Genomic DNA, 25972 nt, shown 5'->3' with positions numbered 1-25972 from the left:
ATCGCCACCGCTACGGCAGCTTCGTGCAAGCCGGCCGGACTATCGTACGACGGTATGTGGAGTGTACGTCGGATGAAATCGTCTCCTTGCAAGGCGGGGCTCGCGGTCGCGCTGGCGCTCGCGGCATCGCAGGCCCTTGCCGATGACCGCTACGCAGAGCGTCCGCCGCTCGTTGTCAGCCCAGACTTGACGGCGCCCTGGGTGACGCAGCTCAGGCGAGCCACGGTCGGCGGACCGATCGTGAACGAACGGCGATACGATATTCCCGGCACCTCGGAGCGCGGCTTGCGCGTAATGATGCGCCCACGCGACGCCAGGCCCGTGCAGCGCCAGGCACCGCCACCTGCCGCCCGGTCGCCAAAGACGGTTCATGTCGTGCGCCCTGCCCCGCAGCCCAATGCAGGCAACGTCAAGGCAGGACTCGACCCGAAATACCTGCCGCAACAGGTCGCCTATGACGGCCCGGAAAGGCCCGGCACCATCATCATCGATACGAACGAGAACTTTCTCTATCATGTCCAGCCCGGCGGCACGGCGCGCCGCTATGGCGTCGGCACCGGCAAGCCGGGCTTCGAATGGGCCGGCACCCACAAGGTGACGCAGAAGCGCGAATGGCCCGACTGGCGTCCGCCGGCCGAAATGATCGCGCGAGAGAGGAAGAAGGGGCGCATCCTGCCCGTCCACATGGCCGGTGGCCCGGACAATCCGCTTGGCGCACGCGCCCTTTATCTGGGCTCCACGCTGTACCGCGTTCACGGCACCAACCAGCCTTCGACGATCGGCCGCGCCGTCTCGTCGGGCTGCATCCGCATGCGCAACCAGGACGTCATCGAGCTTTACGAGCGTGTCGATGTCGGCACGAAGGTGGTCGTCATGTGACCTTCCGCGGGGCCGGCCGGGTTGAGGGGATGATGACCCGGCCGACATGATCCTTGCGCGCCTACCCGGCAGGACAAGGATCGCGGGCCAGAGGGCGGCACGCACCGGCGTGCCGCCCTTTGCATTTGTGGACGGCAGGTGGCTGCGTTGCGACAGCAACTCCCCTATGGTATTGCTTACATATGCAACGAAAAGCATCACCCGTTCTTGGATGGAAGCATATCCTGGACAATGGTGCCATCGTCGAGGTGAAGGTTTGGCGACTGCCGCAGACAACGCCCGACCGCCCACACGGGCTCAAATATTCGCTCTTCTACGGAAGGCCGGGCGAGCGCATCATCGGCTACGACAACGAAACCGGCAAAGGCGACCACAGGCATTATCGCGAACGTGAAGAGCCCTATATATTCAGGTCGCTGGAGCAATTGATCGGCGATTTCGAAACGGACGTCGAAAGGGAGATACGGGATGAGCGAAATCCGCATCAGGGTTGAAGGCGCCCAGTCCTTTTTCCGTCGTGCGCGCGAGGAGGCACGAAGGATAGACGCAGGGCAGTCTGCGCAAAGCCCCAACGAGCTCTCCTTCGAATCGATGGAAACACTCGCAGCGCTTCTCAGCACGAACCGCTGGAAGCTGCTCATCAAGCTGCGCGAGATCGGCCCTGCATCGATCCGCTCTCTCGCCAGGGCACTCGGCCGCGATTACCACGGCGTTCATTCCGATGTTGCGAAATTGCTCGATGCCGGACTGGTCAGTCGCGATGCGCAGCAGAAGATCTACGTCCCCTGGGCCAAGATTACCGCCGAGGTAACGTTGGACGCAGCCGCGTAAAAGAGAGCGCGCCCACGCGCCCTACTCGGCCGCTTCCAGCACCGGCGGCAGTGCGGCGAGGCGTTGCGGCCGTGGCCCGCCATAGGCCCAGTCGAGCAGTTCGACCGTGTGCACGACCGGCAGGGCCGAGCCGGACGCGATCTGCGTCATGCAGCCGATATTGCCGGTGGCGACGAGCTTGGCGCCCGTTGCCTCGATATTCTTGACCTTGCGGTTGCGCAGCCGCCGGGCAATCTGGGGCTGCAGGATGTTGTATGTGCCGGCCGAGCCGCAGCACAGATGCCCCTCGCGCGGCTCGCGCACGACAAAGCCGGCCTTGTGCAGAAGCTCCTTCGGCTGGCGGGTGATCTTCTGGCCGTGCTGCATCGAACAGGCCGAATGATAGGCGAGCGTCAGTCCGGGCTCCACGACCGGCGCGGGCAGGTTGAACCCTGCCAGATATTCCGTCACGTCCTTCGCCAGGGCCGAAACGCGCGCCGCCTTTTCCGCATAGTCGGGGTCGAGGCGCAGCATGAAACCGTAATCCTTGATCGTCGTGCCGCAGCCCGACGCCGTGATTATGATCGCGTCGAGCCCGCCCTTCTCGATTTCCGCCGTCCATGCATCGACATTGCGCCGGGCGCGTTCCAGCGCGGCCTCCTCCTTGCCCATATGGTGCACGAGCGCACCGCAGCAGCCCTCGCCGGAAGGCTGGACGACCTCCACCCCCAACCGGGTCAAAAGCCGGATCGCCGCGGCATTGATGCCCGGATCGAGCACCGACTGCGCACAGCCCGAAAGCAACGCCACGCGTCCCCTTCGTTCGCCTTGCGCGGCATGTTCGCCCGCCACGGCCGGCGCCGGCGGAATGGAGGCCGGGGCAAGCTTGAGCATGGCCGAAAGCGGATTCAGGCCGGGCACGCGCTCGATGAGCCCGGTCAGCGGACGAGCGAGCCCGGCAAGCCGCAAGGCGGCGCGAAAGCGCGCCGGATGGGGCAGCACGGCGGCCAGCAGCGCACGGATCGCCCGGTCGGCGAGCGGCCGGCGATAGGTCTTTTCGATATGGGCGCGCGCATGATCGACCAGATGCATGTAGTTGACGCCCGAGGGACAGGTGGTCATGCAGGCGAGGCACGACAGGCAGCGGTCGATATGGGTGACGATCTCCTTGTCGGCCGGCCGCCCGTTTTCCAGCATGTCCTTGATCAGGTAGATGCGCCCGCGCGGACTGTCGAGCTCGTTGCCAAGCGTTACATAGGTCGGGCAGGTCGCCGTGCAGAAGCCGCAATGGACGCATTTGCGCAGGATCTGCTCGGATTCGGCGACATGCGGATCGGCAAGCTGTTCGGCGGTGAAGGTTGTTTGCATGGATTATGGTGCTCGACTTAGGAACGAAGATCAAACCCGCCATCTGTTTCTATGCTGGCCACTTGCCCGATCTCGATTTCACGAATTGCCCGGGCGATACCATGTGCGATGGGCAGCAACAGGTGGAAGCGTTGAGCCGGCAGAACGATGACCGCAAGGCCCCAACGATCCAGCGTCTGTTGAAAGGCCAGGCTCTTGTCGCAGGTAATGAGGCATTGAAAGCCGTTTGAACCGAGTTCCGCGAGAAGCTTGCCGTTTTTGAGCCCCTTCCATGTTCGCGGAAATGCGGCGACATCGCAGTTCAAATCTCTCAGCGCACCGACAAGTCGGCGCGGCACATTTTCATCGACGACCGTTCTCAAGCCGCTTTCTTTCCGAAGTCACGCTTCAGATCGTCGACGGCCATTCGAAGCGCGGCTTCGGCTTGCGACCGTTCAACCGTCGGGAAGTCATCGAGGAATTCCTCTAGCGATACACCCGCTGCCAGATTCTCGAAAAGCGCATCGACCGGCACGCGGGTGCCCTTGAACACGACGGCTCCCGAGACGATGTCCGGGTCAGAACTTAGAATGTCCGAGATACGCATCTCATTCCTCCAACTGATAACATCATAACACGACACCAACCGGCTCGACTCGAACGGCTGCCGGACCCGGCATTCCCATCAAACCATCCAGCTTTGCGGATTGTCGATCGGCTCCTCGCGTGCGGCTTTCTGCAGGCCGAGGACGACGCGCACCACCACCCACACGACCACGGCGATCATCAGCAGGAACCCGATGGCGACGAAGGCGAGCAGCGCACAGATGAACGCATAGAGCAGGCCGATCCAGAAGGTGCGGATCGCCCAGGTGTAGTGGGTTTCCACCCAGCCGCCGGTCTTGCCGCGATTCATATAGGCCAGGACGATGCCGACGAGGGCCGAAATGCCGATGACGAAGCCGACGAGGTAGAGGACGTAGATGACCTGGACGTTCACCTTGCCCGGTTCCAGCCAGCGGTCGGTCTGGCGTTGCCGGTCGGACGGCGTGTTCGGATCGCTCATCGGGTCCTCCTCAAGCTTGCAAGGCTAACAGATTGCGCGGCGGGCGTCATACGGCCGGGATTGAGTATGGCCTTGGGGTCGAACTCGGCCCTGAGCCGTTCGGCAAGGGCAGCCAGCGCCGGCGGCTGCGGCTCGAAGACCGGCAGCGCCGCGCGCGCAGCCAGCGGCGCACGCACCAGCGTGGCATGCCCCCCGCCGTGGCGGCGGATCAGCGCGCGCAAAAGCTCGGCTTCCGGATCGGCCTCCATGCGCAGCCAGATCAGCCCGCCCTGCCAGTCGTAAAGGGCGTCGACCGCCGCCTCCATCCTGAGCGCCATGACCATCAGATGGCCTTCCGAGGGCGGCATGGAAATACGCCAGACCGGCCGCTCGGTCCCGTCGGCGAACGGCTCCACGTCACGGATCTGCCGCCAGACCTCGCGCGAGCGTTCTTCATGCGCGGTCTCCATGTCCGCCAGCGGCGCCATCAATTCCTTCAGCATCTTGATGCGATAGGCGACGGAGGGACCGAAGCCCTCGACCCTGAGAAGCGTCGAGGCGGGACCGGCCAGCGTGCCGTGCGCGACGCGTCCCGTAACGCTTTCGGGCAGATGCGCGGCCGCCGAGACCTCTGCGCTCGACCCCATTGCGCGCGCCATGGCGGCAGCCGCGCCGTCTTCGGTCAAACCGCGCAGGATCAGCGTTTCCTCGGTCTCGGCCCTCGGCAGAACCTTGAACGTCACGTCGGTGGCCACCGCCAGCGTGCCCCAGGAGCCGGCCAAGCCCTTCGAGAGGTCGTAGCCGGTCACGTTCTTGACAACCCGGCCGCCCGATTTGAACGCCTCGCCGCGCCCGCTCACCGCGTGGATGCCCAGGACATGGTCGCGCGCAGCACCCGCCTTCAGCCGCCGCGGTCCCGACAGATTGGCCGCCAGGAGGCCGCCGATCGTGCCGCGCCCGGGCCGTCCACCAAGCAATGGCCCGTAATCCATCGGCTCGAAGGCGAGTTCCTGATTGTTCTCGGCAAGCAGCGCCGCGATCTCGGCGAGCGGCGTCCCGGCCTTCGCCGACAGCACCAGTTCCTCCGGCTCGTAGAGCGTCACGCCCGAAAGGCCCGACAGGTCGAGCGTATGCCCGGCCTGCACAGGCCGCCCGATGGCGCGCTTGGAGCCATGACCGAGAATTTCCAGCGGCGCCTCCTCGGCGGCCGCCCACCGGACCGTTTCCAGGACCTCGTCGGCAGTTGTTGGAGTGAAGGTGGTCATCAAGACGTATCCGCAAGTCGGGCGCTGAACCCCATCTTGTCGACGACCGCTACGGCCTTGCGGTCGAACGAAACGAATGTTTCGCCGCCCATCGCCGCCCCCGCGCTGGCGATGACACCGTCGGCAAAGTCGCCGCCAGCGGCCAATACCGCCAGCCCGAACTCGACCGACACGACGTCGGCCACGACATTTCCGGGTTCGACCACCGAACGCACCGCGTCGGCAATATCGTCTGCCCTGTAGTTGTACACACTGCCGAGAACCCAAACGAGTTCGCAAAGGCATGGCAATGAAATTGCAACACGTCCCGCCGTGGAAAGCAGCCTGAAGGCGGCTTTCGCCTGAGCCTCGTCGTCCTCGACTACAAGCCGGACCAGCAGGTTGGTGTCCGCGGTCAGCCTCATTTCAGGCCGGCCCAACCCTTGGCGATCGCCTCATTCATCTCCTCGATAGTCGCAACCTTGTCGGTCTTGCCGGCCAGAATACCGAAGGCTTTCTCCCAGCCGCCCTTTCGCCGTGCGGCCCTCATCGCCAACTGACCGTCGGGCAAAGGATTGACCTCGATCTTCTGTCCCGGCTCGACGCCGAGATGCGCCAGCAGTTCCTTCTTGAGGGTCACCTGACCCTTGGCCGTCACGGTAAGAGTGGTCATCGTCGATCTCCCACATATCCGAAGGATCAAAAGTAAGGCAATATTGCCTTACTTTCAAGATGCATGTCAGAACCGCGGAATGTCCGGAAACGGCATTTCGCCGCGATGGATGTGCATGCGGCCGAGCTCGGCACAGCGGCGCAGTTGCGGGAAGACCTTGCCCGGATTGAGCAGATGGCCGGGATCGAAGGCGCATTTGACGCGCATCTGCTGGTCGAGATCGGCTTGGCTGAACATTTCCGGCATCAGGTCGCGCTTTTCCACGCCCACGCCGTGCTCGCCGGTCAGTACGCCGCCCACCGCCACGCACAGCCGCAGAATGTCGGCGCCGAACGCTTCCGCCTTGTCGAGCTCGCCGGGATTGTTGGCGTCATAGAGGATCAGCGGGTGCAGATTGCCGTCGCCGGCGTGAAAGACATTGGCGACGCCGAGCCCGTACTTCTCCGACAGCGCACGCATTCCGGCGAGCACTTTCGGCAACTCCTTGCGCGGGATGGTGCCGTCCATGCAGTAGTAATCGGGCGAGATGCGGCCGACCGCCGGGAAAGCCGCCTTGCGGCCGGCCCAGAACGACAGGCGCTCTTCCTCCGAAGCGGAAATCCGGCAGGTCGTCGAGCCGTTTTCTTGGGCGATCGCCTCCACCCGTTCGATGAGATGGTCGATCTCGGCCACCGGCCCGTCGAGTTCGACGATCAGCAGCGCCTCGACGTCGAGCGGATAGCCGGCATGGACGAAATCCTCCGCCGCGTGGATCGCCGGCCTGTCCATCATCTCCATGCCGCCCGGCACGATGCCGGCGCCGATGATGTCGGCGACGCACTGGCCCGCCTCTTCGCTCGTCGGAAATCCGATCAGCAGCGCCCGCGCGGCCTCCGGCTTCTTCAGGATGCGCACCGTCACCTCGGTGACGACGCCCAAAAGCCCTTCCGAGCCGGTCATGATGGCCAGAAGGTCATAGCCTTCGGCATCCAGGTGCTTGCCGCCGAGATACACGACCTCGCCGCTCATCAGCACCATTTCGAGCCCCAGCACGTTGTTCGTCGTCAGGCCGTATTTGAGGCAGTGCACGCCGCCGGAATTCTCCGCCACATTGCCGCCGATCGAGCAGGCGATCTGCGAGGACGGGTCGGGCGCGTAGTAAAAACCGTCCTGTTCGACGGCCTGGGTGATGCCGAGATTGGTCACGCCCGGCTGCGCGGTCACGCTGCGGTTGGCATAGTCGATGTCGAGAATGCGGTTGAAGCGGCTCATGACCAGAAGCACCGCGTCCTGAAGCGGCAGTGCGCCGCCCGACAGCGAGGTGCCCGAACCGCGCGGCACGACACGGATGTTGCGCTCGGCGCAATATTTGAGGATGCGCGCGACCTGCGCCGTCGTCTCCGGCAGAACGACGACCAGCGGCACTTGCCGATAGGCCGACAGGCCGTCGGACTCGAAGGCGCGCATCTCGTTGAGCGTATCGACCACGCCCTCGCCGGGCACGATGATGCGCATGTCGGCCACGATTTCCTCGCGCCGCGAAAGCGTAGCCCTGTCGGGTTCTGGCATGGCTGGGCCGCTCAACCGAATTCCTCCACCAACTGGTCAATTCTGTTTACCAGTAATTCGCAGCAAGGCAAACCGCGATCGCATCCCGGCCCGCGCGTCGTTGAAAAATCGACAGCCTCAGCTTTCGAAACACGTCAATACATGCATAAAGCCCCTGTCATGTTGAGCATCGGCGAACTGGAGATCTTTGCCCGCGTCGTTTCCGCCGGCAGTCTGTCTGCGGCGGGCCGCGAGCTTGGCCTGTCGCCGGCCGTCATCTCCAAGCGGCTGAGCAAGCTGGAGACCCGGCTGGGCACCCGGCTCTTGCAGCGCACCACGCGCCAGATCGCGCTGACGGAGGCCGGCCAGGGGCTCTACGAGCGGGCGCTGGCCATCCTCGCCGGCGTCGAGGAAGCGGAAGCCTTCGTCATGCGGCGCTCCAAGCAGCCGCGCGGCACGCTCAAGATCTCCGCGCCGACCTCCTTCGGGCGCATGCACATCGCGCCGCATCTGGGCGCCTTCATGCGCGACAACCCCGGACTGTCGATCCAGATCGTCCTGAGCGACGATTTCGTCGACATTGTCGGCGAGGGATTCGACCTCGCCATCCGCATCGCCGAGCTTTCCGATTCCAGCCTGATCGCGCGGCGCCTGGCGCCGGTCGAACGCTTCCTCGTCGCCGCCCCCTCCTATCTCGCGGCGCACGGCATTCCGCAAACGATCGACGATCTGGGAAACCATGTCTGCCTCGCCGCCCACAACAACGAGCCGTGGCGGCTCGAGGGACCGCAAGGCCCGATCGTCCATCGGGCGGAGGGACCGCTGCAGACCAATTCCAGCGAGATCGTGCGCGAGGCGGTGATTTCCGGCATGGGCATCGCCCTGCGCTCGACCTGGGATGTCGGGCCGGAACTCGCCGCCGGAAAGCTGGAGCGCGTCCTGCCGGACTATGCAGCCTCGAGCAAGCTGGCCGTCCACGCCGTCTATCCCTCGCGCCGCTTCCTGCCGTCGAAGGTGCGGCTGTTCATCGATTATCTGGCCGATCTCTACGCACCGGTTCCCTATTGGGAGGGCGGATAAGAGACCGGCGATCCTCGGTCGTCATCAATGCCCTGCCTCATCATCCGAATGCGAGCGCCGGATGCGCCGCACCAGCCACCACACGCCGGCCAGCACGAACGGCACCGACAGCGCCGTGACGAACTCCGGCTTGACCGCGGCCGCCACCACCGGCGAGCCCTTGGCGACATAGCCTATGAGCCCGACGACATAATAGGACACGGCCGCTACGGAGAGCCCCTCGACCGTCTGCTGCAGGCGCAATTGCAGCTTGGCGCGGCGGTTCATCGAACCCAGCAGATCGCGGTTCTGCTTTTCCACCTCCACGTCGACCCAGGTTCGAAGCAGCGTCGCCGCCCGTGCCAGCTTGCGCGACAGGTTCGCCTGGCGCTCCTCCACCGAGCGGCAGGTGCGCATGGCGGGCGCCACACGCCGCTGCAAGAACCCGCCCCATGTATCGTAGCCCGGCATGGCCTGCTCGCCGAGCGCGGCCAGCCGCTCCTCGACAATGCCGTGATAGGCCCGGCTGGCACCAAAGCGGTAGAGGCTTGCCGCCGCGTCGGCTTCCAGTTCGGCGGCCAGGTCGGTCAACTCGTCGAGCAGCGCATGGCTGTCGCGTTCGGCAAGGCGCATTTCGCCCGTCAGCAGGGCAAGCCGGTCCTCGATGCGGCGGATGCGCGGCGACAGCGACTGCGCCAACGGCAGGCCAAGCATGGCGAGCGTGCGATAGGTCTCGATCTCGATCAGGCGCTGTGACAGCGCCCCGACACGGGCCGGGCTCAGACCGCCATCGAGCAGAAGCATGCGCGTCAGGCCGTCGCCGTCCTGGCGGAAGTCGGTGATCGCGGCGGCCTTGCCGCCCTCCACCGCCGAATAGCACAGGCTGCCGGCATCGAATTCGGCAACGAGCCGTTCGGCCTGCGGCGTCCATTTGCGGATGTCGAGCCTGACACCGCAGATCGCCGTGCCGGGCGGATTGAAGCCGTCGCCGAAAGGCGAATCCGCTTTGTCGGGTTGACCGCGGCCGGTGAGCGGCCCCTCCCACAGATAGGTGGAAAATTCCGTGTGGCGTTCCCAGTAGAGCGTTCCCCTGCCCCAGTTCATCGCATGATGGCGCGCCTGGCGGTCGGGCGGAGACATGCCGAGGCGCCGGGACAGCTCGGCCAGAACGGCGTGATCGACTGTCGAGCCGCCCTCCGTCATGAAGGAAAGCTGGATCAGCCGGCGCGGCGCAGAAATCAGCGGATGCGGGCGCGCATGCACCTCGCCGGTCGCGCCCGCGCGCGCCTCGTGGGCGGCAAAGCCCATGACGCTGCCGGTCAGGCGCGCGCCATCGTCTCGTTGCGGCTTGTCCTGCTTCATCACACGCGCCATCCGCCTCGTCCACCATTGAGCCCTGCAAGCTTAACCGAGACATGGCCGCTTGTCCGCAGCGGCGCCGTGTCCCTTGCACGGCTGCGCATAACTGGACAAAAGATTTGACCAGTTATGGCGCGCCGCCTAATCTCCGCCCGTTGCATTCTTCCGGGGACGAGCGTTGGACGACATATATTCCCGGGTCGAGCATTCGCGCACGGCGGATGAAGTGATCCAGCAGATAGAGAGCCTGATCCTGGAAGGCGTCTTCCGGGTCGGCGACCGCCTGCCCGGCGAACGCGAACTGGCGCGCCGCTTCGAGGTCTCGCGTCCCATCCTGCGCGACGCGCTGAAGCGGCTCGAGACGCGCGGCCTCATCGTGACGCGCCGGGGCGGCGGCACGCAGGTGGCCGATATCATAGGCCAGGTCTTTTCCGATCCGATGCTGGAACTCGTCGCCACCCACCGCAAGCCGGCCTCCGACTATCTGGAATACCGCCGCGAACTGGAGAGCATCGCGGCCGAATTCGCCGCCCGCCGCGCCACGGCGGAAGATCGCGTCATGCTCGACGATATCATGCACCGCATGAAAGACGTCCATGCCGGCGGCGATTTCGACGCCGAGGCCGCGATCGATGTCGAGTTTCACAACGCCGTCGGCGAATGCGCCCACAACGTCATCCTGCTGCACACGCTGCGCTCGTGCTATCGCCTGCTTTCAGACGGGGTGTTCTACAACCGCTCGCTCATCTACAGCCTGCCCGGGGCGCGCGATTGCCTGCTGAGGCAGCATCTGGCCATCGGCGAAGCGATTGCCGCGGGCAGGCCTGAGGCGGCGCGCGAGGCCGCCCGCGAGCACATCGACTTCGTCGAACGCGCCATGGTCGAGGCCGAACGCAGCGACGACTGGAAGCGGGTTTCGCGCCTGCGCATGATGCAGCGCACGGCCGCCGACGGCCGGCCGCAAAAGCCTGCGAAAGACGGAGACGCGACGTGAGCCTTTCGCCCGCCGGACCCCGTGTCGGCCTCTTCGTCACCTGTCTCGTCGACATGTTCCGCCCCGCGGTCGGCCTTGCCGCGGCACGCCTGCTCGAGGAGGCCGGCTGCACGGTCGAGGTGCCTCTGGTGCAGAATTGCTGCGGACAGCCGGCGCACCATGCCGGCGAGTTGGACGAGGTTCGCGACACCGCCCGGCAGACGATCGAAACATTCGAGGCCTATGACTACGTCGTCGCGCCGTCGAGCGCCTGTGCCGGCATGCTGAAATCGAACTATCCGGACCTTTTTGCCGGTGACACCCTTTGGGCGCCGCGCTCCGAGGCTTTCGCTGCCAAGGTCCACGAACTGGTCGCCTTCCTGACCGAGGTGATGAAGGTGGACCGGATCGCCGCCGTCCATGAGGGCACGGTGACCTATCACCTTTCCTGCTGCGATGCCGCCGAGGCCGGCGCAAACCGCGACCCTGAAAGGCTGCTTGCGGCCATGCCGGGCCTCGAATTGAAGGCGATGCGGGGTTCGCGGGGGCCATGCGGCTGCTGCGGCAGCAGCCGGGCCATGCCGCGCGCCATGACGAATGCTTTGGCTGAGCGCAAGGTGGAAGCGATCGAGGCAAGCGGCGCGACTCTCGTTCTCGGCAACGATCTGGGCTGCATGATGGGCCTGGCCGGGCGATTGAAGCGCAAGGGGTCGCATGTGACGGCGCGCCATATCGCCGAGGTTCTGGCCGGCATGACCGATGAGCCGCCCATCGGCCGCGCGCGCAGGGCCGCATGACGAACCGCCCGCCCGAAAACGATGTCCTGTCCGGCCGACAGGCCGGACCGTTTCAACCGAACCCGATGGGGAAAGCATGAGTGCCATTCTGGAAATTGCCGATCTGAAGACGCTGGCGCGCCGGCGCGTTCCCAAGATGTTTTTCGACTATGCCGATTCCGGCGCCTGGACGGAGGGCACATACCGGGCCAACGAAGCCGATTTTGCCGACATCAAGCTGCGCCAGCGCGTGCTGGTCGACATGGCGAACCGCTCGCTGGAAACGACCATGATCGGCGAGAAGGTGGCAATGCCCGTGGCGCTGGCGCCGACCGGGCTGACGGGCATGCAGCATGCCGACGGCGAGATGCTGGCTGCCCGGGCGGCGGAGGAATTCGGCGTTCCCTTCACGCTGTCGACGATGAGCATCTGCTCGATCGAGGACGTCGCCTCGGTGACGGCGAAACCCTTCTGGTTCCAGCTCTACGTCATGCGAGACCGCGATTTCGTCAACGCGCTGATCGACCGCGCCAGGGCGGCCGGCTGTTCCGCGCTCGTGCTGACGCTCGACCTGCAGATCCTCGGCCAGCGCCACAAGGACCTGCGCAACGGGCTGACCGCGCCGCCCAAGTTCACGCCCAAGCACATCTACCAGATGGCGACGCGGCCCCGCTGGTGCATGGGCATGTTCGGCACGAAGCGCCGCACCTTCGGCAACATCGTCGGGCACGCCAAGGGCGTCGGCGACCTCTCCTCGCTTTCGTCGTGGACCAATGAGCAATTCGACCCGCGCCTGTCGTGGAAGGACGTCGAATGGATCAAGAAGCGCTGGGGCGGCAAGCTGATCCTCAAGGGCATCCTCGACAAGGAGGACGCCGTCATGGCGGCCAAGTCCGGCGCCGACGCGATCATCGTTTCCAACCATGGCGGACGCCAGTTGGACGGTGCGTCCTCCTCGATTTCCGTGCTGCCAGAGATCGCCGAAGCCGTCGGCGACAAGATCGAGATCCATCTCGACGGCGGCATCCGCTCGGGCCAGGACGTGCTGAAGGCGCTGTGTCTCGGCGCCAAGGGAACCTATATCGGCCGGCCCTTCCTCTACGGGCTCGGCGCGATGGGCAAACAGGGCGTGACCTTGGCCCTCGACATCATCCGCAAGGAACTCGACACGACGCTGGCATTGTGCGGCAAGCGCGACATCAACGACGCCGGCCCGGATCTGATCTATACTGCACCGGGCGAGGCGGCACCGAAGGCGCGGCCGAAAGCCAGGACCGGCGCCGCGACGGCAAAGGCCAAGCAAGGCGGATCGGCGGCGAAAGCGAAGGCGAAATCATGATCCTGCGACCGAGCGACCGCCCACACCGGGGATCTCGGCATTCCAGATCCCGGCCGGGCGTTCCCGCAGGCGCGCGCGGCTGAGGGGCCGACCATGGCCGGCGTGCATTTCCTCGACGCACGCGGGCCGCAAGGCATGCGCCTTTACGCCATCGGCGACGTGCACGGCCGGCTCGACCTCTTGTCGGCCATGCATGCGCGCATCCACGCAGAGATCATGCGCGACCGGCCGGCCGACTGGCGCATCATCCATCTCGGCGACTATGTCGATCGCGGACCGGATGCACGAGGGGTCATCACGTTCCTGATCGAGCGCATGGCCGAGGACGAGCGCGTCGTCGCGCTCGCCGGAAACCACGATGTCGGCCTCATTGATTTCCTCGCACGGCCCGAGCCGCACGGCCTGTTCGCGCGAAACGGCGGGGCTGCAACCGCGCGCTCCTACGGCGTCGAGATCGACTTCGCATCGCCCGACGGCGTCGCAGACGGCGCCCGCCGGCTGGCCGCGGCAATCCCACCGGCCCATGCGCAATTCCTGCGCGCCCTGCCCCTCTCTGTCGAATTCGGCGACTTCTTCTTCTGCCATGCCGGCATCCGCCCCGGCATTGCGCTCGACGAACAGGACCCGGGCGATCTCGTCTGGATTCGCGAGGATTTCCTGTTTCACCTCGAACTGCACCCGAAGGTCGTCGTCCACGGCCACACGCCGCATGACGTGGCGGAAGTGCTGCCGAACCGCGTCAATGTCGACACGCTCGCCTATGCCAGCGGCCGCCTCACCGCCCTTGTCGTCGACGGTGAGGACAAGCGCCTGCTGGAAGCCACCCACGGATCGGAATAAGGCGCCGGGCCAAGGCTGACGCGATTCAGAAAGCTTTGCTCGAACAAGGCGATAGGCCGGGAAAACGATTCAATACACGAGGGCCCGTTGCTGCGCCTGCAGCCGCCGCTCGATCGATACGACGCTTGCGCTTTCGCAGGCATTGACTTCGCATCGAGACCTGCATGTCGCTTTTCAACCATGGTTGGTCGTTTGTTGAACATGGGCAATGGCGATGATACGACTCCTCCATCCAACGACAACAAGGAGACCGATATGGCCGCCACGAGCGCGTTCCTGGATAATGTTTACAAGACCGATGGCGGCGAGGGCATGCGCCAGTACTACAACGACTGGGCCGACGTCTATGACAAGGATCTGCACGAGAACGATTACCGCACGCCCGGGCGCTGCGCCACCGCCCTTGCAGCACATCTCGGCGACAAGGACGCGCCGATCCTCGATTTCGCCTGCGGCACCGGCATGTCGGGCGAGGCACTGAAAGAAGCGGGCTTCACGACGATCGACGGGACCGACATTTCCGAAGGCATGCTGGACAAGGCGCGCGCCAAGGGAGTCTATCGCGATCTTATCCGTGCGAACTCCGATGCGGTCCTCGACACGGGCGACCGCAAATATATGGCCATTGCGGCGGTAGGCGCGATCGGCGCCGGCGCTGCTCCGGCCGACAATATCGACGCGGCCATCGAAAGCCTGGCGCCGGGCGGCATTTTCGTCGTCTCGCTCAACGACCACACGCTGGAGGATCCACAATTCGAGACGCGGCTGACCCAGGCCATCGCCGACGGCCGGGTCGACAAGATCATGGCCGAAGACGGTCCGCATCTGCCCGCCATCGATCTGGGCGCCCGTGTCTGGGCCGTGCGCCGTCTCTGACTACCGGGGCTTAGCGCGCGTTCGCTTCAAATGGAAACGTTTGAAGCAAAGATATGCGCGCCATCTCGTTTTGTTGGAGCATGTACCTTTCGCTCAAACGTCACCGTTTGAGCGGGGCATGTTCTAGGTTCCTTGCCCCGCGCACCGTAGAACCGAGCACGGGGCAGATGGCACGATTGATGCAATTGGAAACGTGGAAACGAAGCGGCAACGCGTTCAGCGGCTGACCGCGCCAACGCCGTAGCCGTCGATGGCGACGAGGTCGGACGAGGCGTCGGCGGCATAGATGCCGACGCCCCAGACCAGGATGCCCGAAAGCATGAAAAGGGAAAGGAGCGCTGCCTTCACGGGTGTCATCTTTGCTACCTGCATTCCGGCATAGGGCACGACTGTGGTTACCGCCCGGTTACGACGGCGCCGTGCATCCGATTGATATGCGTCGTGTTCTGGTGGCCGCCGCTTCGGACGTCTCTTCTCGGCGTCCGCCCACCCGCGGAAGCGGCGACCTCATAGCCTTGTACGACCGCTTGCGCCATGCTTCTGTGAAACACTCCACACGAATACGGCCGGGTGTGACATGAATGCGACGCAGAGCATCGCGGCACGGGTTGCGCGCCGCGAACCGGGAGACGCGTGATGCCGCTTCAAAACCGCGTCGACCCGTTCGGTGAAATCCATGCCGTCGCGGCACGCGGGCTGTTCACCGGCAATCGCGGCGTCATCCACGACCCTGCCACGAAAACGCTCCTGAAGCGCCGCTGGACGACGAAGGCCTGGATCATCTGCGCCTGTTCCTTCAAGGGGATGCGACGCGATGTGATGGGCCGCAACGCACCGTCGGGCCGGGCGGGCTGGACGGAACTGTTCTTTCTCGACGAGGTAACGGCACTGGCGGCTGGCCACCGGCCATGCTTCTACTGCCGGCGCGATGCGGCGCGAAATTTCGCGCAGGCCTTTGCCGCAGGATTGGACCTGCAGTCGGCAACCGCGCCGCAGATGGACGCGCTGCTCCACCGCCAGCGCCTTGCAGCAACCGGCCATGCGCCCGACGCCGCCCCGTCTCTCGCCACCCTGCCCGATGGCGCCATGATTGCGGTCAACGACGCGCCTTTCGCGATTCGCAGTGGCACGGCCCTGCCCTGGCGATTCTCCGGCTACGGCGCGCCGCTGCCGTTGGCGGAATTGGCCCGCGAGACACCGGTTCTGCTCACGCCGCAGGCAACGATCTGTGCATTGCGGGCAGGCTATTCACCAATGTGGCATTCCAGTGCCGATCTGCCTTGAACCTGCCACAACACTTGCCCATTGCTCGTCACATGCGTGCCAACTACAAAATGCAGAGGCTTTTCGTTCCACACCGGCTGACCGCGGGCGAGCCCGTCGAGGCAGACCCGCAGCAGGCGCATTACCTGCTCAATGTCATGCGCATGAGTTCCGGATCGGAAGTCCTTGTTTTCAATGGACAAGATGGCGAGTGGCTGGCGCGTCTGGCGGAGGCCGGCAAGAAGAAGGCACAGCTCGTTCCCGTCGCGCAGACACGCACCCAGCCGCCGCCGCCGGACCTGTTGTACTGCTTCGCCCCGCTCAAGCAGGGCCGCATCGACTACATGGTGCAAAAGGCGGTGGAGATGGGCGCCGGCCGGCTGCAACCGGTCATCACGCAGCACACGCAGATGTCCACGGTGGGCCTCGACCGCCTGCAGGCAAACGCCATCGAGGCGGCCGAGCAATGCGGCATCCTGGCCATTCCCAAGGTGGCGCAGGTGGTCAAGCTCGACCGGCTGCTATGGGAGTGGGAACCGGGCCGGCGGCTGATTTTCTGCGACGAAAGCGCCGACAGCAACAATCCGACAGAGGCCCTGAAAGCGGTCTCGGAAAGCAAGATCGGTCTGCTCGTCGGCCCCGAGGGCGGCTTTTCGGACGACGAGCGGCGGCAGTTGAAAACCCTGCCCTATGTGACGCCCATTCCGCTCGGGCCGCGCATCCTGCGCGCCGACACGGCAGCCGTTGCCGCGCTCGCCGTCATCCAGGCGACGATCGGCGACTGGCACTGATCCATCAGGATTGAGCCTTCTGTCAGGATTTTTTGCTTGATCGGACGGCGGCAATCCGGTCAACACTCGCGCCGGCCGCAACAGCCACACCAGTGCGAGGATGCTTCATGGCGCGCGACACGACCGACACCAGCCCGCTCGAGAATTTCGACGAGCTCGTCGCCTATCTGGCCGCGGGCTGCAAGCCGAAGGACCAATGGCGCATCGGCACCGAGCACGAGAAATTTCCCTTCTATTATGACGGCAATGCGCCCGTGCCCTATGCCGGCGAGCGCGGCATCAAGGCGTTGCTGGAAGGCATGCAGCGCGTGCTCGGCTGGGAACCGATCCTCGACGCCGACCAGATCATCGGCCTCGTCGAGCCGACCGGGCAAGGCGCCATATCGCTGGAGCCGGGCGGCCAGTTCGAGTTGTCAGGCGCCGCGCTGGAGACGATCCACCAGACCTGCCGCGAGGGCAATGCGCATCTGGCGCAGTTGCGCGAGATCGCCGAGCCGCTCGGCATCCGCTTTCTCGGCCTCGGCGGCAGCCCGAAATGGACGCTGGCGGAAACCCCGCGCATGCCCAAATCGCGCTACGACATCATGACCGCCTATATGCCCAAGGTCGGCACGCACGGGCTCGACATGATGTACCGCACCTGCACCATCCAGGTGAATCTCGACTTCGCCGACGAGGCCGACATGCGCCGCAAGATGCAGGTGTCGCTGCGCCTGCAGCCGCTCGCCACGGCGCTGTTCGCCAATTCGCCCTTCACCGAAGGCAGGCCCAACGGGCTGCAGAGCTGGCGCGGCGAGATCTGGCGCGACACCGACAACCAGCGCTCAGGGCTGCTCGAATTCTGCTTCTCGCCGCAGTTCGGCTTTGCCGACTACGCCGACTGGGCGCTCGACGTGCCGATGTATTTCCTCATCCGCAACGGCCGCTATTACGACTGCACCCATGTCACCTTCCGCCAGTTCATGGACGGAGCCCTGCGCGACAGCGTGCCCGACGGCATGCCGACCATGGGCGACTGGGCGAACCACCTTTCGACGCTGTTTCCCGACGTGCGGCTAAAACGCTTCCTGGAAATGCGCGGCGCCGATGGGGGGCCGTGGCGGCGCATCTGCGCCCTGCCCGCCTTCTGGGTCGGCCTGCTCTATGACGACGAGGCGCTCGACGCCGCCGACACGCTGACGGCCGGCTGGAGCTATGCCGACGTGCATGCCATGCGCGACGCCGTGCCCGCCAAAGGGCTCGACGCGACGCTTGGCAATGCCGGCTTGCGCGACGTGGCGCGCGAAGTGCTGACCATCTCGCGCCTGGGGCTGAAGAACCGTGGCCGCAAGAACCGCGAGGACTTTGACGAGACGCATTTTATCGCGCCGCTCGAGGAGATCGTCGCGCGCGGCACCACCAGCGCCCAGGAGATGGTCACGGCCTTCCATACGCGCTGGGGCGGCTCCATCGAGCCGGTGTTTCTGGAATATGCCTATTGACGACGGCTTGCCTCCTTTCCTCGTAATCCCAAGCGACGTTCCATCTGCAATCGAAAAGCGCTACTCTTTGGCCAACACTTGCCTGAGGAGGACCCGCCATGCTGCCGCTCAATGAAATGCTGGCCAACGCCCAGAACGGTCAAGCCTTCGAACAGATGGCCAGGCAGTTCGGCCTGTCGCAGCAACAGGCGCAGCAAGCCGTAGAGGCGCTGCTGCCCGCCTTCAGCCGCGGCCTGAAACAGAACACGGCCGATCCCTACAATGTCGGCGCCTTTCTGTCGGCCCTGTCGAGCGGCCAGCATGCGAAATATTTCGACGATGCCAGCCAGGCCTTCACGCCGGACGGCATGGCCGAAGGCAACGGCATTCTCGGCCACGTCTTCGGCTCCAAGGAGCTGTCGCGCGCCGTGGCCGACCAGGCCGCGCACGCCACCGGCATCGGCCAGGACGTGATGAAGCAGATGCTGCCGGCGCTGGCGGCGATGATCATGGGCGGCCTGTTCAAGCAGTCGACCGGTCAGCTCGGCGCATCGCCATCGGGCGCCGCGTCGTCGCGCGCGGCCGGCGCCGGCACCAACCCGCTGGGCGAAATCCTCGAGCAGATGATGCGCCAGGGCATGGGCGGCCAGGCGCAACAGCGCCGCGCGCCGCAGCCTGACATGGCGGACAACCCGTTCGGCAAGATCCTGCAGGACATGTTCGGCGGCGCGGCGCAGCATGAGCCGCAAAGCCGGCCGCAGACGCAAAATCCCGGCGACAACCCCTTCGGCCGCATCTACGAGGACATGATGCGCGGCGCCGGGGCGCAATCGAAGCCGGCGCCGGAGCCAGAAACGGCGAGCCCGCGGACCAATCCGAGCGGCCGTGAGCGCACGCCCTATGACGATGTTTTCGGCGACATGTTCGAAACCGGCGCCCGCCAGCGCGACGAATACCAGAAGAACATGGAATCGGTCGTCGACCAGTTCCTGAAGGGCATGGACCGGTTCCGGAGGTAGGCGCTTTTCCCGCGTCCTATCCCGGTCCCTCTCCACCGTCATCCCGGAAGCCATTCGGGCGGCCGGGACGACGTCGGTTGGATCAAATCGTCTTCGCCAGCGCGGCAAGCTGGTCGGCGCATTGGCCCCAGCCCTCGTGAAATCCCATTTCTTCGTGGGTCTTGCGATCCTCGTCGGTCCAGTGCAGGGCACGAGCGGTGTATTTCGTCCTGCCGCCGCCGATGTCCTCGAATGTCACGATCGCCGTCATGAACGGCTTTTCGGACGGCGTCCAGGCATCGACATAGGCATCGGTAAAGACGAGGCGCTCATTCTCCACCACCTCGAGATAGACCCCGCGATTGGGAAATTCCGTGCCGTCCGGCCCGCGCATCACGAACAGGCTGGACCCACCCGGCCGGACGTCGAGCTCGGCATGCGGCGTGGTCCAGGGTCGCGGCGCGAACCACTGCATCAGTAGCGCCGGCTCCGTCCAGCATCGGTAGAGCTTTTCGCGCGGCGCATCGATGACGCGCTCCAGAACGAGCTGACGGCTGTCGGTGCTGTTTGCCTTCGTATCCATCGAACCTCTCCTTTTCTGTATCTGTCAGCCAAAGGAACGAACGAGACCGGCACGCGCCGACAGCCTGGCAATATCTTTTCCGACGCCCTTTCGCTCAAACGATTCCGTTTGAGCGGGATATGTTCTAGCGGAACATCAGCACCGGCACCTTGCAGCGCCGCACCATGGCGGTCGTCGTGGAGCCGATGACAAGGCTGCGGATGCGCGAATGCCCATAGGCGCCCATGACCAGGAGCCCGATTCCCGCTTCTTCCACCCTGGCGCCGATAACCTCGTCGGGCTCGCCTTGCGCCAGTTCGGTCTCGACCTCGAAACCGGCACCTTTCAGGAGGGCCGCCGGCGCTTCGAGCCGCGAGTGGTTTTCGGGCGTATCGGCGCCGACCGAAAGCAGCACGCATTTCATGCCCTTGAGAAGCGGGCTCTGCACGAGATATTCGATCGCCCGGTTGGCGCTTCTGCCGCTGTCATAAGCGATCAGGAAATGGTCGAACGGCGTAAAGGCCCGTGCGGCGACCAGCACCGGCCTTTTCGAGGCGCGCACCACGCGTTCCAGATTGGACCCCAGATGCAGCTTGGCGAAATCGGCCGCCTCGCCGCGCTTGCCGATCACGACCATTTCGGCGTCCGCTTCCAGATCGGCAAGCGTATCGAGTAGATCGCCATGGCGCAGTTTTGCCGCGACCTCGTCCACCCCGGCCTCTTGCAGCAGCGACTTGGCGGCGTTCAGGATGGCGCGGCCCTTCTCCTGGGCGATCCGGCCGTGCTGTTCGTCGAGATCCGCCAGTTCCTTCAGAAGAGTGGCCCGCTGGTCGACGTCGAGGCTGCCGCTCAGGTCGAAACCGGAGGCCATGCGGCGCCCCAGAACGTGGGCAACGTCCACCGGCAGACCGAGACGGTCGGCCGCCCAGGCGGCAAGGCCGGTGACGCTCTTGGCATAGATCGACCCGTCGACCAGCGCGAGAATTTTGGACATATGGCGCTCCCTCAATGGCCCATGAGGCGTTCGAATGCGCCGGGCTTGTCATATATTGCGAGCTTGTCGACCAGCGTCGCGCTCGCCTCGTTCATGCCGATCAGTTCGACCTCGGTGCCTTCGCGGCGGAACTTCAGCACCACCGTGTCGAGCGCTCCGACCCCGGTCAAGTCCCAGATATGCGCGCCGCTGACGTCGATGCGCACCTTTTCCACCGCTTCCTTCAGATCGAACGATTTTATGAAACGTTCGGCGGAGGCGAAGAACACTTGCCCCTGGACGACATAGGTGCGCTGGCTCTGGTCCTGCGAAAGGGTCGAGGTGATGCGGAAGATCTGCGCCACCTTGGAGGCGAAGAACAGGCCCGACAGGAGCACGCCGACCAGCACGCCGATGGCCAGATTGTGGGTGACGACCACCGCGACGACCGTTGCCAGCATGACGGTGGAGGAGCGGCGCGGATGGTCCTTCAGATTGCGGATCGAGGCCCAGGAGAAGGTGCCGATCGACACCATGATCATGATCGCGACAAGGGCGGCCATCGGGATGATCGACACCCAATCGCCGAGCCCGACGCACAGGATGAGCAAAAACACGCCGGCGGCGAAGGCCGACAGGCGGCCGCGCCCGCCGGATTTCACATTGATGACCGACTGGCCGATCATCGCGCAGCCGGCCATGCCGCCCAGAAATCCGGTGACGAAATTGGCCACGCCCTGGCCGACGCATTCACGATTCCTGTTGCTCGTCGTGTCGGTCAGCTCGTCGACGATCGACGCCGTCATCAGCGATTCGAGCAACCCGACGACCGCAACCGCCGCCGAATAGGGCAATACGATCATCAAGGTTTCGAAATTGAGCGGCACGTCCGGCAGCAGGAAGACCGGCAGGGTCGACGGCAGCTCGCCCATATCGCCGACGGTACGGATGTCCATCCCGAAATACATCGCGGCGCCCGTGAGCACCACGATGCAGACGAGCGGCGACGGGATCGCCTTCGTCAGGTGCGGGAAGAGGTAGATGATAGCTAGCCCCGCCGCGAGCATGACATAGGTCAGCCAGGGCACGCCGACGAGTTCGGGGATCTGCGCCATGAAGATCAGGATCGCCAGCGCGTTGACGAAACCGGTGATGACCGAGCGCGAGACGAAGCGCATCAGGTCACCCAGCCGGCAAAGGCCCGCGATCACCTGCAGTATGCCGGCCAGGATCGTGGCGACGAGCAGATACTGCAGCCCGTGCTCCTTGACCAGCGTGACCATGAGCACGGCGGTGGCCGCGGTCGCCGCCGAGATCATGCCCGGCCGTCCGCCTGTAAAGGCGATGATGACGGCGATCGAAAAGGAGGCATAGAGCCCGACCTTGGGATCAACGCCCGCAATGATGGAAAAGGCGATCGCCTCGGGTATGAGCGCAAGCGCCACGACGAGGCCGGAAAGCAGGTCGCCTCTGATATTGCCGAACCATTCCTGGCGGGCTTTTGCAAAATTCATGGTCAAACGGATTCCTTTCCGCGGGCCGGAACGGCAAGGGGGGCGGCGGGCGCCCGACTGATTGGATGATGAAAGCGGCATGCCGGCGCGTCATACGCCACGACAAGGTATGCGGCCGCACCCAGGGGGACGGCGCAACGATCAATACAATGTGGCGCTATGCTTCACATCGGTTGGGGCCAGCTTTCGACACAGGTTCTTGCTGCAGTGCAATAACGGCCTTATGGCCCAGGCGCAGAGCAACTTCAAGTCTTGCGCTGCAATAAGGTGTACATGGCTGCCATGCGTTTCTGCAAACACCAAGTCGCACTGCGCTGCTTGCACAGGCATCAGCATAAAAAAGCCCGGCCTTCAGGGCGTGAAGGCCGGGCAGTTGGCAGGCAAGCCGGGGGGAAGCCGGCGGGAGTTTCAGGCCTGCGGAAACCGGAGCATGATACCGAATGGTCGACGCCGGAATTCAGAAAATATCATGCTCAAACAACAAGATAGATCGCGGTTCTGATTCAACGAAGCAGCATTGCGATCCGGTCAGCAGATGCGCCGCGCTGCGTCCTCGGCTTCGAGAGAGCGCGCCCGTGCCATGGATCCGAGCGTAGCGGTGGGGTCCTCGCCGAAGGGCACCAGCCAGGCGACATGCAGGTCGCTCCGCGTCAGGCCGATATCGGCCAGTTGCGCATCCGTCATCTCGCCGAGCCGGTAGACGGCACGCCGGTTTTTCCAGCTGCGAAGGAATGCCGCCACGCGGCTGAACACACGCGTCGCGAAAGCCGGACGCGCATGGGCTGGCATTGCGATCGTGCTGTGGTCAAGCGCGGACATCGTTCGTCTCCTTCGCTGCTTCGGGCGCAAACGCACTCCTCCCCTCGGCACAAACGGCCGGCGGGCAAAGGCGCGACGCCATCCAATGAACAATCAGAACATGCCATTGGCAGATTGATTAGTCGAACGAATGTTTCTAATCTTTAGCATCAAAACCCGTGATGGATTACGCCCATGGCCACGCCACTCGACCTCGACCAGCTGCAGACCTTCATCGCCATTTCCGATACCGGCAGCTTCACGCGCGCCGCCGGGGAGGTGCACCGCACCCAGTCCGCCGTTTCCATGCAGATGCGGCGCCTGGAGGAGCGCATCGGCAAGCCGCTGTTCGAAAAGAACGGCCGCACCAACCGGCTCTCCGAGGAAGGGGAAAAGCTCCTCTCCTACGCCCGGCGCATCATGCGGCTGAACCGCGAAACCCTTGCCGCATTCGACGACCAGCGTCTGGAGGGCCATATCCGCATCGGCACACCGGACGACTATGCCGACCGGTTCCTGCCAGAGATCATGGCTCGGTTTTCCCGCTCCAACCCGCGGGTGGAACTCACGGTGATCTGCGAGCCGACGGTCAATCTCGTCGACCTCATCCGGCGCAATCAGCTCGACATCGCGCTCATCACCCATGACGAGGACAAGGGCGCCTGCGAAATCGTGCGCCGCGAGCCGCTGCTCTGGGTCGCCTCGCAAGCCCATTGCGTGCACGAAGAGGAGGTCTTGCCGCTGGCGGTCGGCCGGCCGACCTGCCTGTGGCGGCGCGCGGCGATCGACCTGCTCGACCAGATGGAGCGCGAATACAAGATCCTCTGCACGAGCTTCTCGGCCACCGTCATCAATGCCGCCGTTCTTTCGGGTCTCGCCGTGTCGATCCTGCCGGAATGCGCGCTGCGCCCCGGCATGCGGGTGCTCGGCGAAGCCGACGGCTTCGGCGCCCTGCCCGATTGCCGCATCGGGCTGTTGCGCGGCCATACGAGCCAGCCCGACGTCGTCGACGCGCTGGCGCGCCACATCGCCGAAAGCCTCGACAACATCTCGCTGCCGGCGGCCGACGAGCCCGCCGGCTTCGACTTTTCGTCGATGACGGCGATCCGAACGCGCCGCCACAGGCCGAACATGATACCGGGGTGGTGAAGGCGGTCCGTTGCTGCCCTACCCTTCCCGCTCGAACAGCGTGTGCGCCATCACGCCGACACGGGACTCGATCGCCTCGCAGGCGTCGAGGATCATGTCCTCGCGGAAACGCCGGCCGACGATCTGGACGTTTATCGGCAGACCGTCATGCATCCCTGCCGCGATATTGCCGGCCGGCAACCCCATGAAATTCATCGCGAAGCTGTAATGGGCCTGGCCGAGCACGTCGCGCACGCCTTCGACGCCTTCGGCATCGCGGTTCCAGGCATAGACCGGGCCGAACAGGAACGGCGTCAGCACGAGCGGATAGTCCTGCATGAACAGCAGCCATTCGCGCGTGTAATGCGCCCGCTTGGCCATCGCGAGCAACAGGTCCTTGCCCTCGAACGGCTCGAAGATGGCAAAATAGTCGGCAAAGATGCGCTTGATCGTGTCGCTGCCATAAGCCTCGATGTCGGGACCCATGAGTTCGCGCACCTCGCCCATCAGCGCGCGGTAGCCCGTGTCGGCACATTCGCGCACCAGGGGCGGATCGATTTCGATCACCTCGTAGCCGGCGTCGACCAGGCAGTCGCTCGCCTTGTCGAGCGCCGCCTCGACGGCCGGATGAAGCGCGAACTCGAACGTGTTCTTGGTGAAGGCGACGCGCACCGGCCCCTCATGCGCCGGCCCCTCGAACGGCATCGGCACCATCCAGGGGTCGTGCGGATCGTATTCCACCAGCGCCTTCATGGCCTGGCGCACATCGCGCACCTCGCGCGCGATCACGCCCTGGACCGACATGAGCTGCGCCAGAGTGCCCCGCTCGGCCTTGGCCGAGGGATTGTAGGCCGGCACGCGCCCGAGCCCCGGCTTGACCGTCGCCGCGCCGGTGGCCGCGCTCGGAAAGCGCAACGAGCCGCCGATATCGTTGCCATGCGCCAGCGCGCACATGCCCGACATGACGGCGGCCGAGGCCCCGCCCGAGGAGCCGCCGGGCGAAGCCCAGTCCGCCCAGGGGTTGAGGGTGCGCCCGTGTAGCGGGTTGTCGGTCGTGGCACGGAAGGAGAATTCAGGCGTGTTGGTGCGCCCGATGACGATTGCCCCCGCCTTCTTCAGATTGGTCACGACCGGCGCGTCGCCCGGCGCGATGACGTCCTTGAAGGCCTCGACGCCGTTGGGCGTGGCGCGGCCTTTCTGGTCGATATTCTCCTTGATCGTCACCGGCACGCCGTGCAGCGGCCCGACCGGCCCCGAAGCGGCCATGACCGCGTCGAGACGACGCGCCTCGGCGATCGCCTCGTCGCCCAGATCGTCGACTACGGCGTTGAGGGTTGCATTGCGCGCCCGCATGCGCTCGACGCTGGCCCCGACAGCCTCTTCTGCGGAAATCCGCCTGGCTGCGATGCTCTCGGCCAGCTCACAGGCACTCAATTGCCACAAGGCGCGCTCGGTCATTCAAAATCTCCCATATTGCCGCATTCTTCACGGGCCGGCCCCGCCGGCCCATTCTTCTTCCCTGATCTTATGTCTCTTGCTAGCGCGCATTCGCTTCAAACGGAAACGTTTGAAGCAAAGATATGCGCGCCAGCTCAATATGTTGGAGCATGTACCTTTCGCTCAAACGGTTCCGTTTGAGCGGGACATGCTCTAGGAGCCTGTCCAGATAGCTCCGGCATAGGGCTGTTGGCTGAACGATAGTGGGTTCATGCCGCTTGGGCGAGCTTGGTGAGGTTGT

Annotated in this window: 29 protein-coding genes; 14 read left to right on the top strand and 15 right to left on the bottom strand. The window is 64.8% G+C overall.

The window, feature by feature from the left end; all coding sequences use genetic code 11:
- Positions 1-72: 72 nt before the first annotated feature.
- From GM909_RS13600 to GM909_RS13590, 3 genes are all read left to right on the top strand, one after another.
- Positions 73-879 carry a L,D-transpeptidase gene (locus GM909_RS13600; protein ID WP_157016939.1) on the top strand — a complete coding sequence of 269 codons (807 nt, stop codon included), beginning with the start codon at positions 73-75 and terminating at the stop codon, positions 877-879.
- A 182-nt stretch (positions 880-1061) separates the two neighbouring features.
- Positions 1062-1373 carry a toxin-antitoxin system TumE family protein gene (locus GM909_RS13595; RefSeq protein WP_157016938.1) on the top strand — a complete coding sequence of 104 codons (312 nt, stop codon included), beginning with the start codon at positions 1062-1064 and terminating at the stop codon, positions 1371-1373.
- Positions 1348-1710 (top strand): HVO_A0114 family putative DNA-binding protein, encoded by a 363-nt coding sequence (locus tag GM909_RS13590; protein ID WP_157016937.1) that lies wholly within the window; start codon positions 1348-1350, stop codon positions 1708-1710. The genes GM909_RS13595 and GM909_RS13590 overlap by 26 nt, the downstream gene beginning before the upstream one ends.
- Before the next feature lie 21 nt (positions 1711-1731).
- Here the strand turns inward: GM909_RS13590 and glcF are convergent, their stop codons facing one another.
- The 8 genes from glcF to GM909_RS13550 all read right to left on the bottom strand — a co-directional run bounded on the left by glcF (position 1732) and on the right by GM909_RS13550 (position 7561).
- The gene (gene glcF, locus GM909_RS13585) at positions 1732-3057 is read right to left on the bottom strand and encodes a glycolate oxidase subunit GlcF (protein ID WP_157016936.1); all 1326 of its coding nucleotides are present in this window, start codon (positions 3055-3057) and stop codon (positions 1732-1734) included.
- Positions 3058-3074: 17 nt separating this feature from the next.
- Entirely contained in the window at positions 3075-3419 is a 345-nt protein-coding gene (locus tag GM909_RS13580) for a hypothetical protein (protein WP_157016935.1), read from the bottom strand.
- A complete protein-coding gene (locus GM909_RS13575; RefSeq protein WP_157016934.1) occupies positions 3416-3643 on the bottom strand; it encodes a DUF433 domain-containing protein in 228 nt (75 codons plus the stop codon). Before GM909_RS13575 ends, GM909_RS13580 begins: the two co-directional genes overlap by 4 nt.
- A gap of 78 nt (positions 3644-3721) precedes the next feature.
- Positions 3722-4102, bottom strand: coding sequence for a DUF4870 family protein (locus GM909_RS13570; protein WP_157016933.1), 381 nt, complete (start codon positions 4100-4102; stop codon positions 3722-3724).
- Positions 4099-5346 (bottom strand): glycolate oxidase subunit GlcE, encoded by a 1248-nt coding sequence (glcE, locus tag GM909_RS13565; protein ID WP_157016932.1) that lies wholly within the window; start codon positions 5344-5346, stop codon positions 4099-4101. Before glcE ends, GM909_RS13570 begins: the two co-directional genes overlap by 4 nt.
- Complete coding sequence (locus GM909_RS13560; RefSeq protein WP_157016931.1) at positions 5346-5750, bottom strand: type II toxin-antitoxin system VapC family toxin; 405 nt, start codon at positions 5748-5750, stop codon at positions 5346-5348. Before GM909_RS13560 ends, glcE begins: the two co-directional genes overlap by 1 nt.
- Positions 5747-5998, bottom strand: a complete 252-nt coding sequence (locus tag GM909_RS13555) for an AbrB/MazE/SpoVT family DNA-binding domain-containing protein (RefSeq protein WP_157016930.1) — start codon at positions 5996-5998, stop codon at positions 5747-5749. The genes GM909_RS13560 and GM909_RS13555 overlap by 4 nt, the downstream gene beginning before the upstream one ends.
- A 66-nt stretch (positions 5999-6064) precedes the next feature.
- Positions 6065-7561 carry an FAD-linked oxidase C-terminal domain-containing protein gene (locus GM909_RS13550; protein WP_157016929.1) on the bottom strand — a complete coding sequence of 499 codons (1497 nt, stop codon included), beginning with the start codon at positions 7559-7561 and terminating at the stop codon, positions 6065-6067.
- A gap of 144 nt (positions 7562-7705) precedes the next feature.
- On the opposite strand from GM909_RS13550, the gene GM909_RS13545 reads away from it, so the two are divergent.
- Positions 7706-8605: a LysR family transcriptional regulator gene (locus GM909_RS13545; protein WP_157017068.1), complete on the top strand. Its 900-nt coding sequence runs from the start codon at positions 7706-7708 to the stop codon at positions 8603-8605.
- Between the two features lie 24 nt (positions 8606-8629).
- Here the strand turns inward: GM909_RS13545 and GM909_RS13540 are convergent, their stop codons facing one another.
- Positions 8630-9958: a DUF3422 family protein gene (locus tag GM909_RS13540; protein ID WP_235911887.1), complete on the bottom strand. Its 1329-nt coding sequence runs from the start codon at positions 9956-9958 to the stop codon at positions 8630-8632.
- A 163-nt stretch (positions 9959-10121) separates the two neighbouring features.
- Between GM909_RS13540 and GM909_RS13535 the strand changes: the two genes are divergently transcribed.
- The 5 genes from GM909_RS13535 (at position 10122) to GM909_RS13515 (ending at position 14747) form a co-directional block, all read left to right on the top strand.
- Positions 10122-10937, top strand: coding sequence for an FCD domain-containing protein (locus GM909_RS13535; protein ID WP_157016928.1), 816 nt, complete (start codon positions 10122-10124; stop codon positions 10935-10937).
- Positions 10934-11713: a (Fe-S)-binding protein gene (locus tag GM909_RS13530; protein ID WP_157016927.1), complete on the top strand. Its 780-nt coding sequence runs from the start codon at positions 10934-10936 to the stop codon at positions 11711-11713. Before GM909_RS13535 ends, GM909_RS13530 begins: the two co-directional genes overlap by 4 nt.
- 76 nt (positions 11714-11789) lie before the next feature.
- Positions 11790-13031, top strand: coding sequence for an alpha-hydroxy acid oxidase (locus GM909_RS13525; RefSeq protein WP_157016926.1), 1242 nt, complete (start codon positions 11790-11792; stop codon positions 13029-13031).
- A 93-nt stretch (positions 13032-13124) separates the two neighbouring features.
- A complete protein-coding gene (locus GM909_RS13520; RefSeq protein WP_157016925.1) occupies positions 13125-13871 on the top strand; it encodes a metallophosphoesterase in 747 nt (248 codons plus the stop codon).
- A 255-nt stretch (positions 13872-14126) separates the two neighbouring features.
- Entirely contained in the window at positions 14127-14747 is a 621-nt protein-coding gene (locus tag GM909_RS13515) for a class I SAM-dependent DNA methyltransferase (protein WP_198174246.1), read from the top strand.
- Between the two features lie 216 nt (positions 14748-14963).
- Here GM909_RS13515 and GM909_RS25785 read toward each other — a convergent pair whose 3' ends face one another.
- Positions 14964-15104 (bottom strand): hypothetical protein, encoded by a 141-nt coding sequence (locus GM909_RS25785; RefSeq protein ID WP_198174245.1) that lies wholly within the window; start codon positions 15102-15104, stop codon positions 14964-14966.
- A 279-nt stretch (positions 15105-15383) separates the two neighbouring features.
- Between GM909_RS25785 and GM909_RS13510 the strand changes: the two genes are divergently transcribed.
- The 4 genes from GM909_RS13510 (at position 15384) to GM909_RS13495 (ending at position 19280) form a co-directional block, all read left to right on the top strand.
- Entirely contained in the window at positions 15384-16031 is a 648-nt protein-coding gene (locus GM909_RS13510) for a hypothetical protein (RefSeq protein WP_157016923.1), read from the top strand.
- A gap of 32 nt (positions 16032-16063) precedes the next feature.
- Positions 16064-16801 carry a 16S rRNA (uracil(1498)-N(3))-methyltransferase gene (locus tag GM909_RS13505; RefSeq protein ID WP_157016922.1) on the top strand — a complete coding sequence of 246 codons (738 nt, stop codon included), beginning with the start codon at positions 16064-16066 and terminating at the stop codon, positions 16799-16801.
- A 107-nt stretch (positions 16802-16908) separates the two neighbouring features.
- The gene (locus tag GM909_RS13500; RefSeq protein ID WP_157016921.1) at positions 16909-18282 is read left to right on the top strand and encodes a glutamate--cysteine ligase; all 1374 of its coding nucleotides are present in this window, start codon (positions 16909-16911) and stop codon (positions 18280-18282) included.
- Positions 18283-18380: 98 nt separating this feature from the next.
- Positions 18381-19280: a DUF937 domain-containing protein gene (locus GM909_RS13495; RefSeq protein WP_157016920.1), complete on the top strand. Its 900-nt coding sequence runs from the start codon at positions 18381-18383 to the stop codon at positions 19278-19280.
- An 82-nt stretch (positions 19281-19362) separates the two neighbouring features.
- Here GM909_RS13495 and GM909_RS13490 read toward each other — a convergent pair whose 3' ends face one another.
- From GM909_RS13490 to GM909_RS13475, 4 genes are all read right to left on the bottom strand, one after another.
- Entirely contained in the window at positions 19363-19842 is a 480-nt protein-coding gene (locus GM909_RS13490; protein ID WP_157016919.1) for an SRPBCC family protein, read from the bottom strand.
- A 124-nt stretch (positions 19843-19966) separates the two neighbouring features.
- Positions 19967-20815 (bottom strand): universal stress protein, encoded by an 849-nt coding sequence (locus tag GM909_RS13485; RefSeq protein ID WP_157016918.1) that lies wholly within the window; start codon positions 20813-20815, stop codon positions 19967-19969.
- A gap of 11 nt (positions 20816-20826) precedes the next feature.
- Positions 20827-22308, bottom strand: coding sequence for a SulP family inorganic anion transporter (locus GM909_RS13480; RefSeq protein ID WP_157016917.1), 1482 nt, complete (start codon positions 22306-22308; stop codon positions 20827-20829).
- A gap of 528 nt (positions 22309-22836) precedes the next feature.
- Complete coding sequence (locus GM909_RS13475; RefSeq protein ID WP_157016916.1) at positions 22837-23127, bottom strand: DUF1127 domain-containing protein; 291 nt, start codon at positions 23125-23127, stop codon at positions 22837-22839.
- A gap of 174 nt (positions 23128-23301) precedes the next feature.
- Here GM909_RS13475 and GM909_RS13470 point away from each other — a divergent pair, with 174 nt between their 5' ends.
- Positions 23302-24255, top strand: a complete 954-nt coding sequence (locus GM909_RS13470; RefSeq protein WP_157016915.1) for a LysR substrate-binding domain-containing protein — start codon at positions 23302-23304, stop codon at positions 24253-24255.
- 18 nt (positions 24256-24273) lie between these two features.
- Here the strand turns inward: GM909_RS13470 and GM909_RS13465 are convergent, their stop codons facing one another.
- Positions 24274-25692, bottom strand: a complete 1419-nt coding sequence (locus GM909_RS13465; RefSeq protein ID WP_157016914.1) for an amidase family protein — start codon at positions 25690-25692, stop codon at positions 24274-24276.
- Positions 25693-25972: the final 280 nt, after the last annotated feature.

Origin of the sequence: Mesorhizobium xinjiangense (assembly GCF_009749525.1) — a bacterium.
In the GTDB taxonomy this organism is placed as follows: domain Bacteria; phylum Pseudomonadota; class Alphaproteobacteria; order Rhizobiales; family Rhizobiaceae; genus Mangrovimarina; species Mangrovimarina xinjiangensis.
This window is presented reverse-complemented; position numbering and strand designations above follow the sequence as displayed.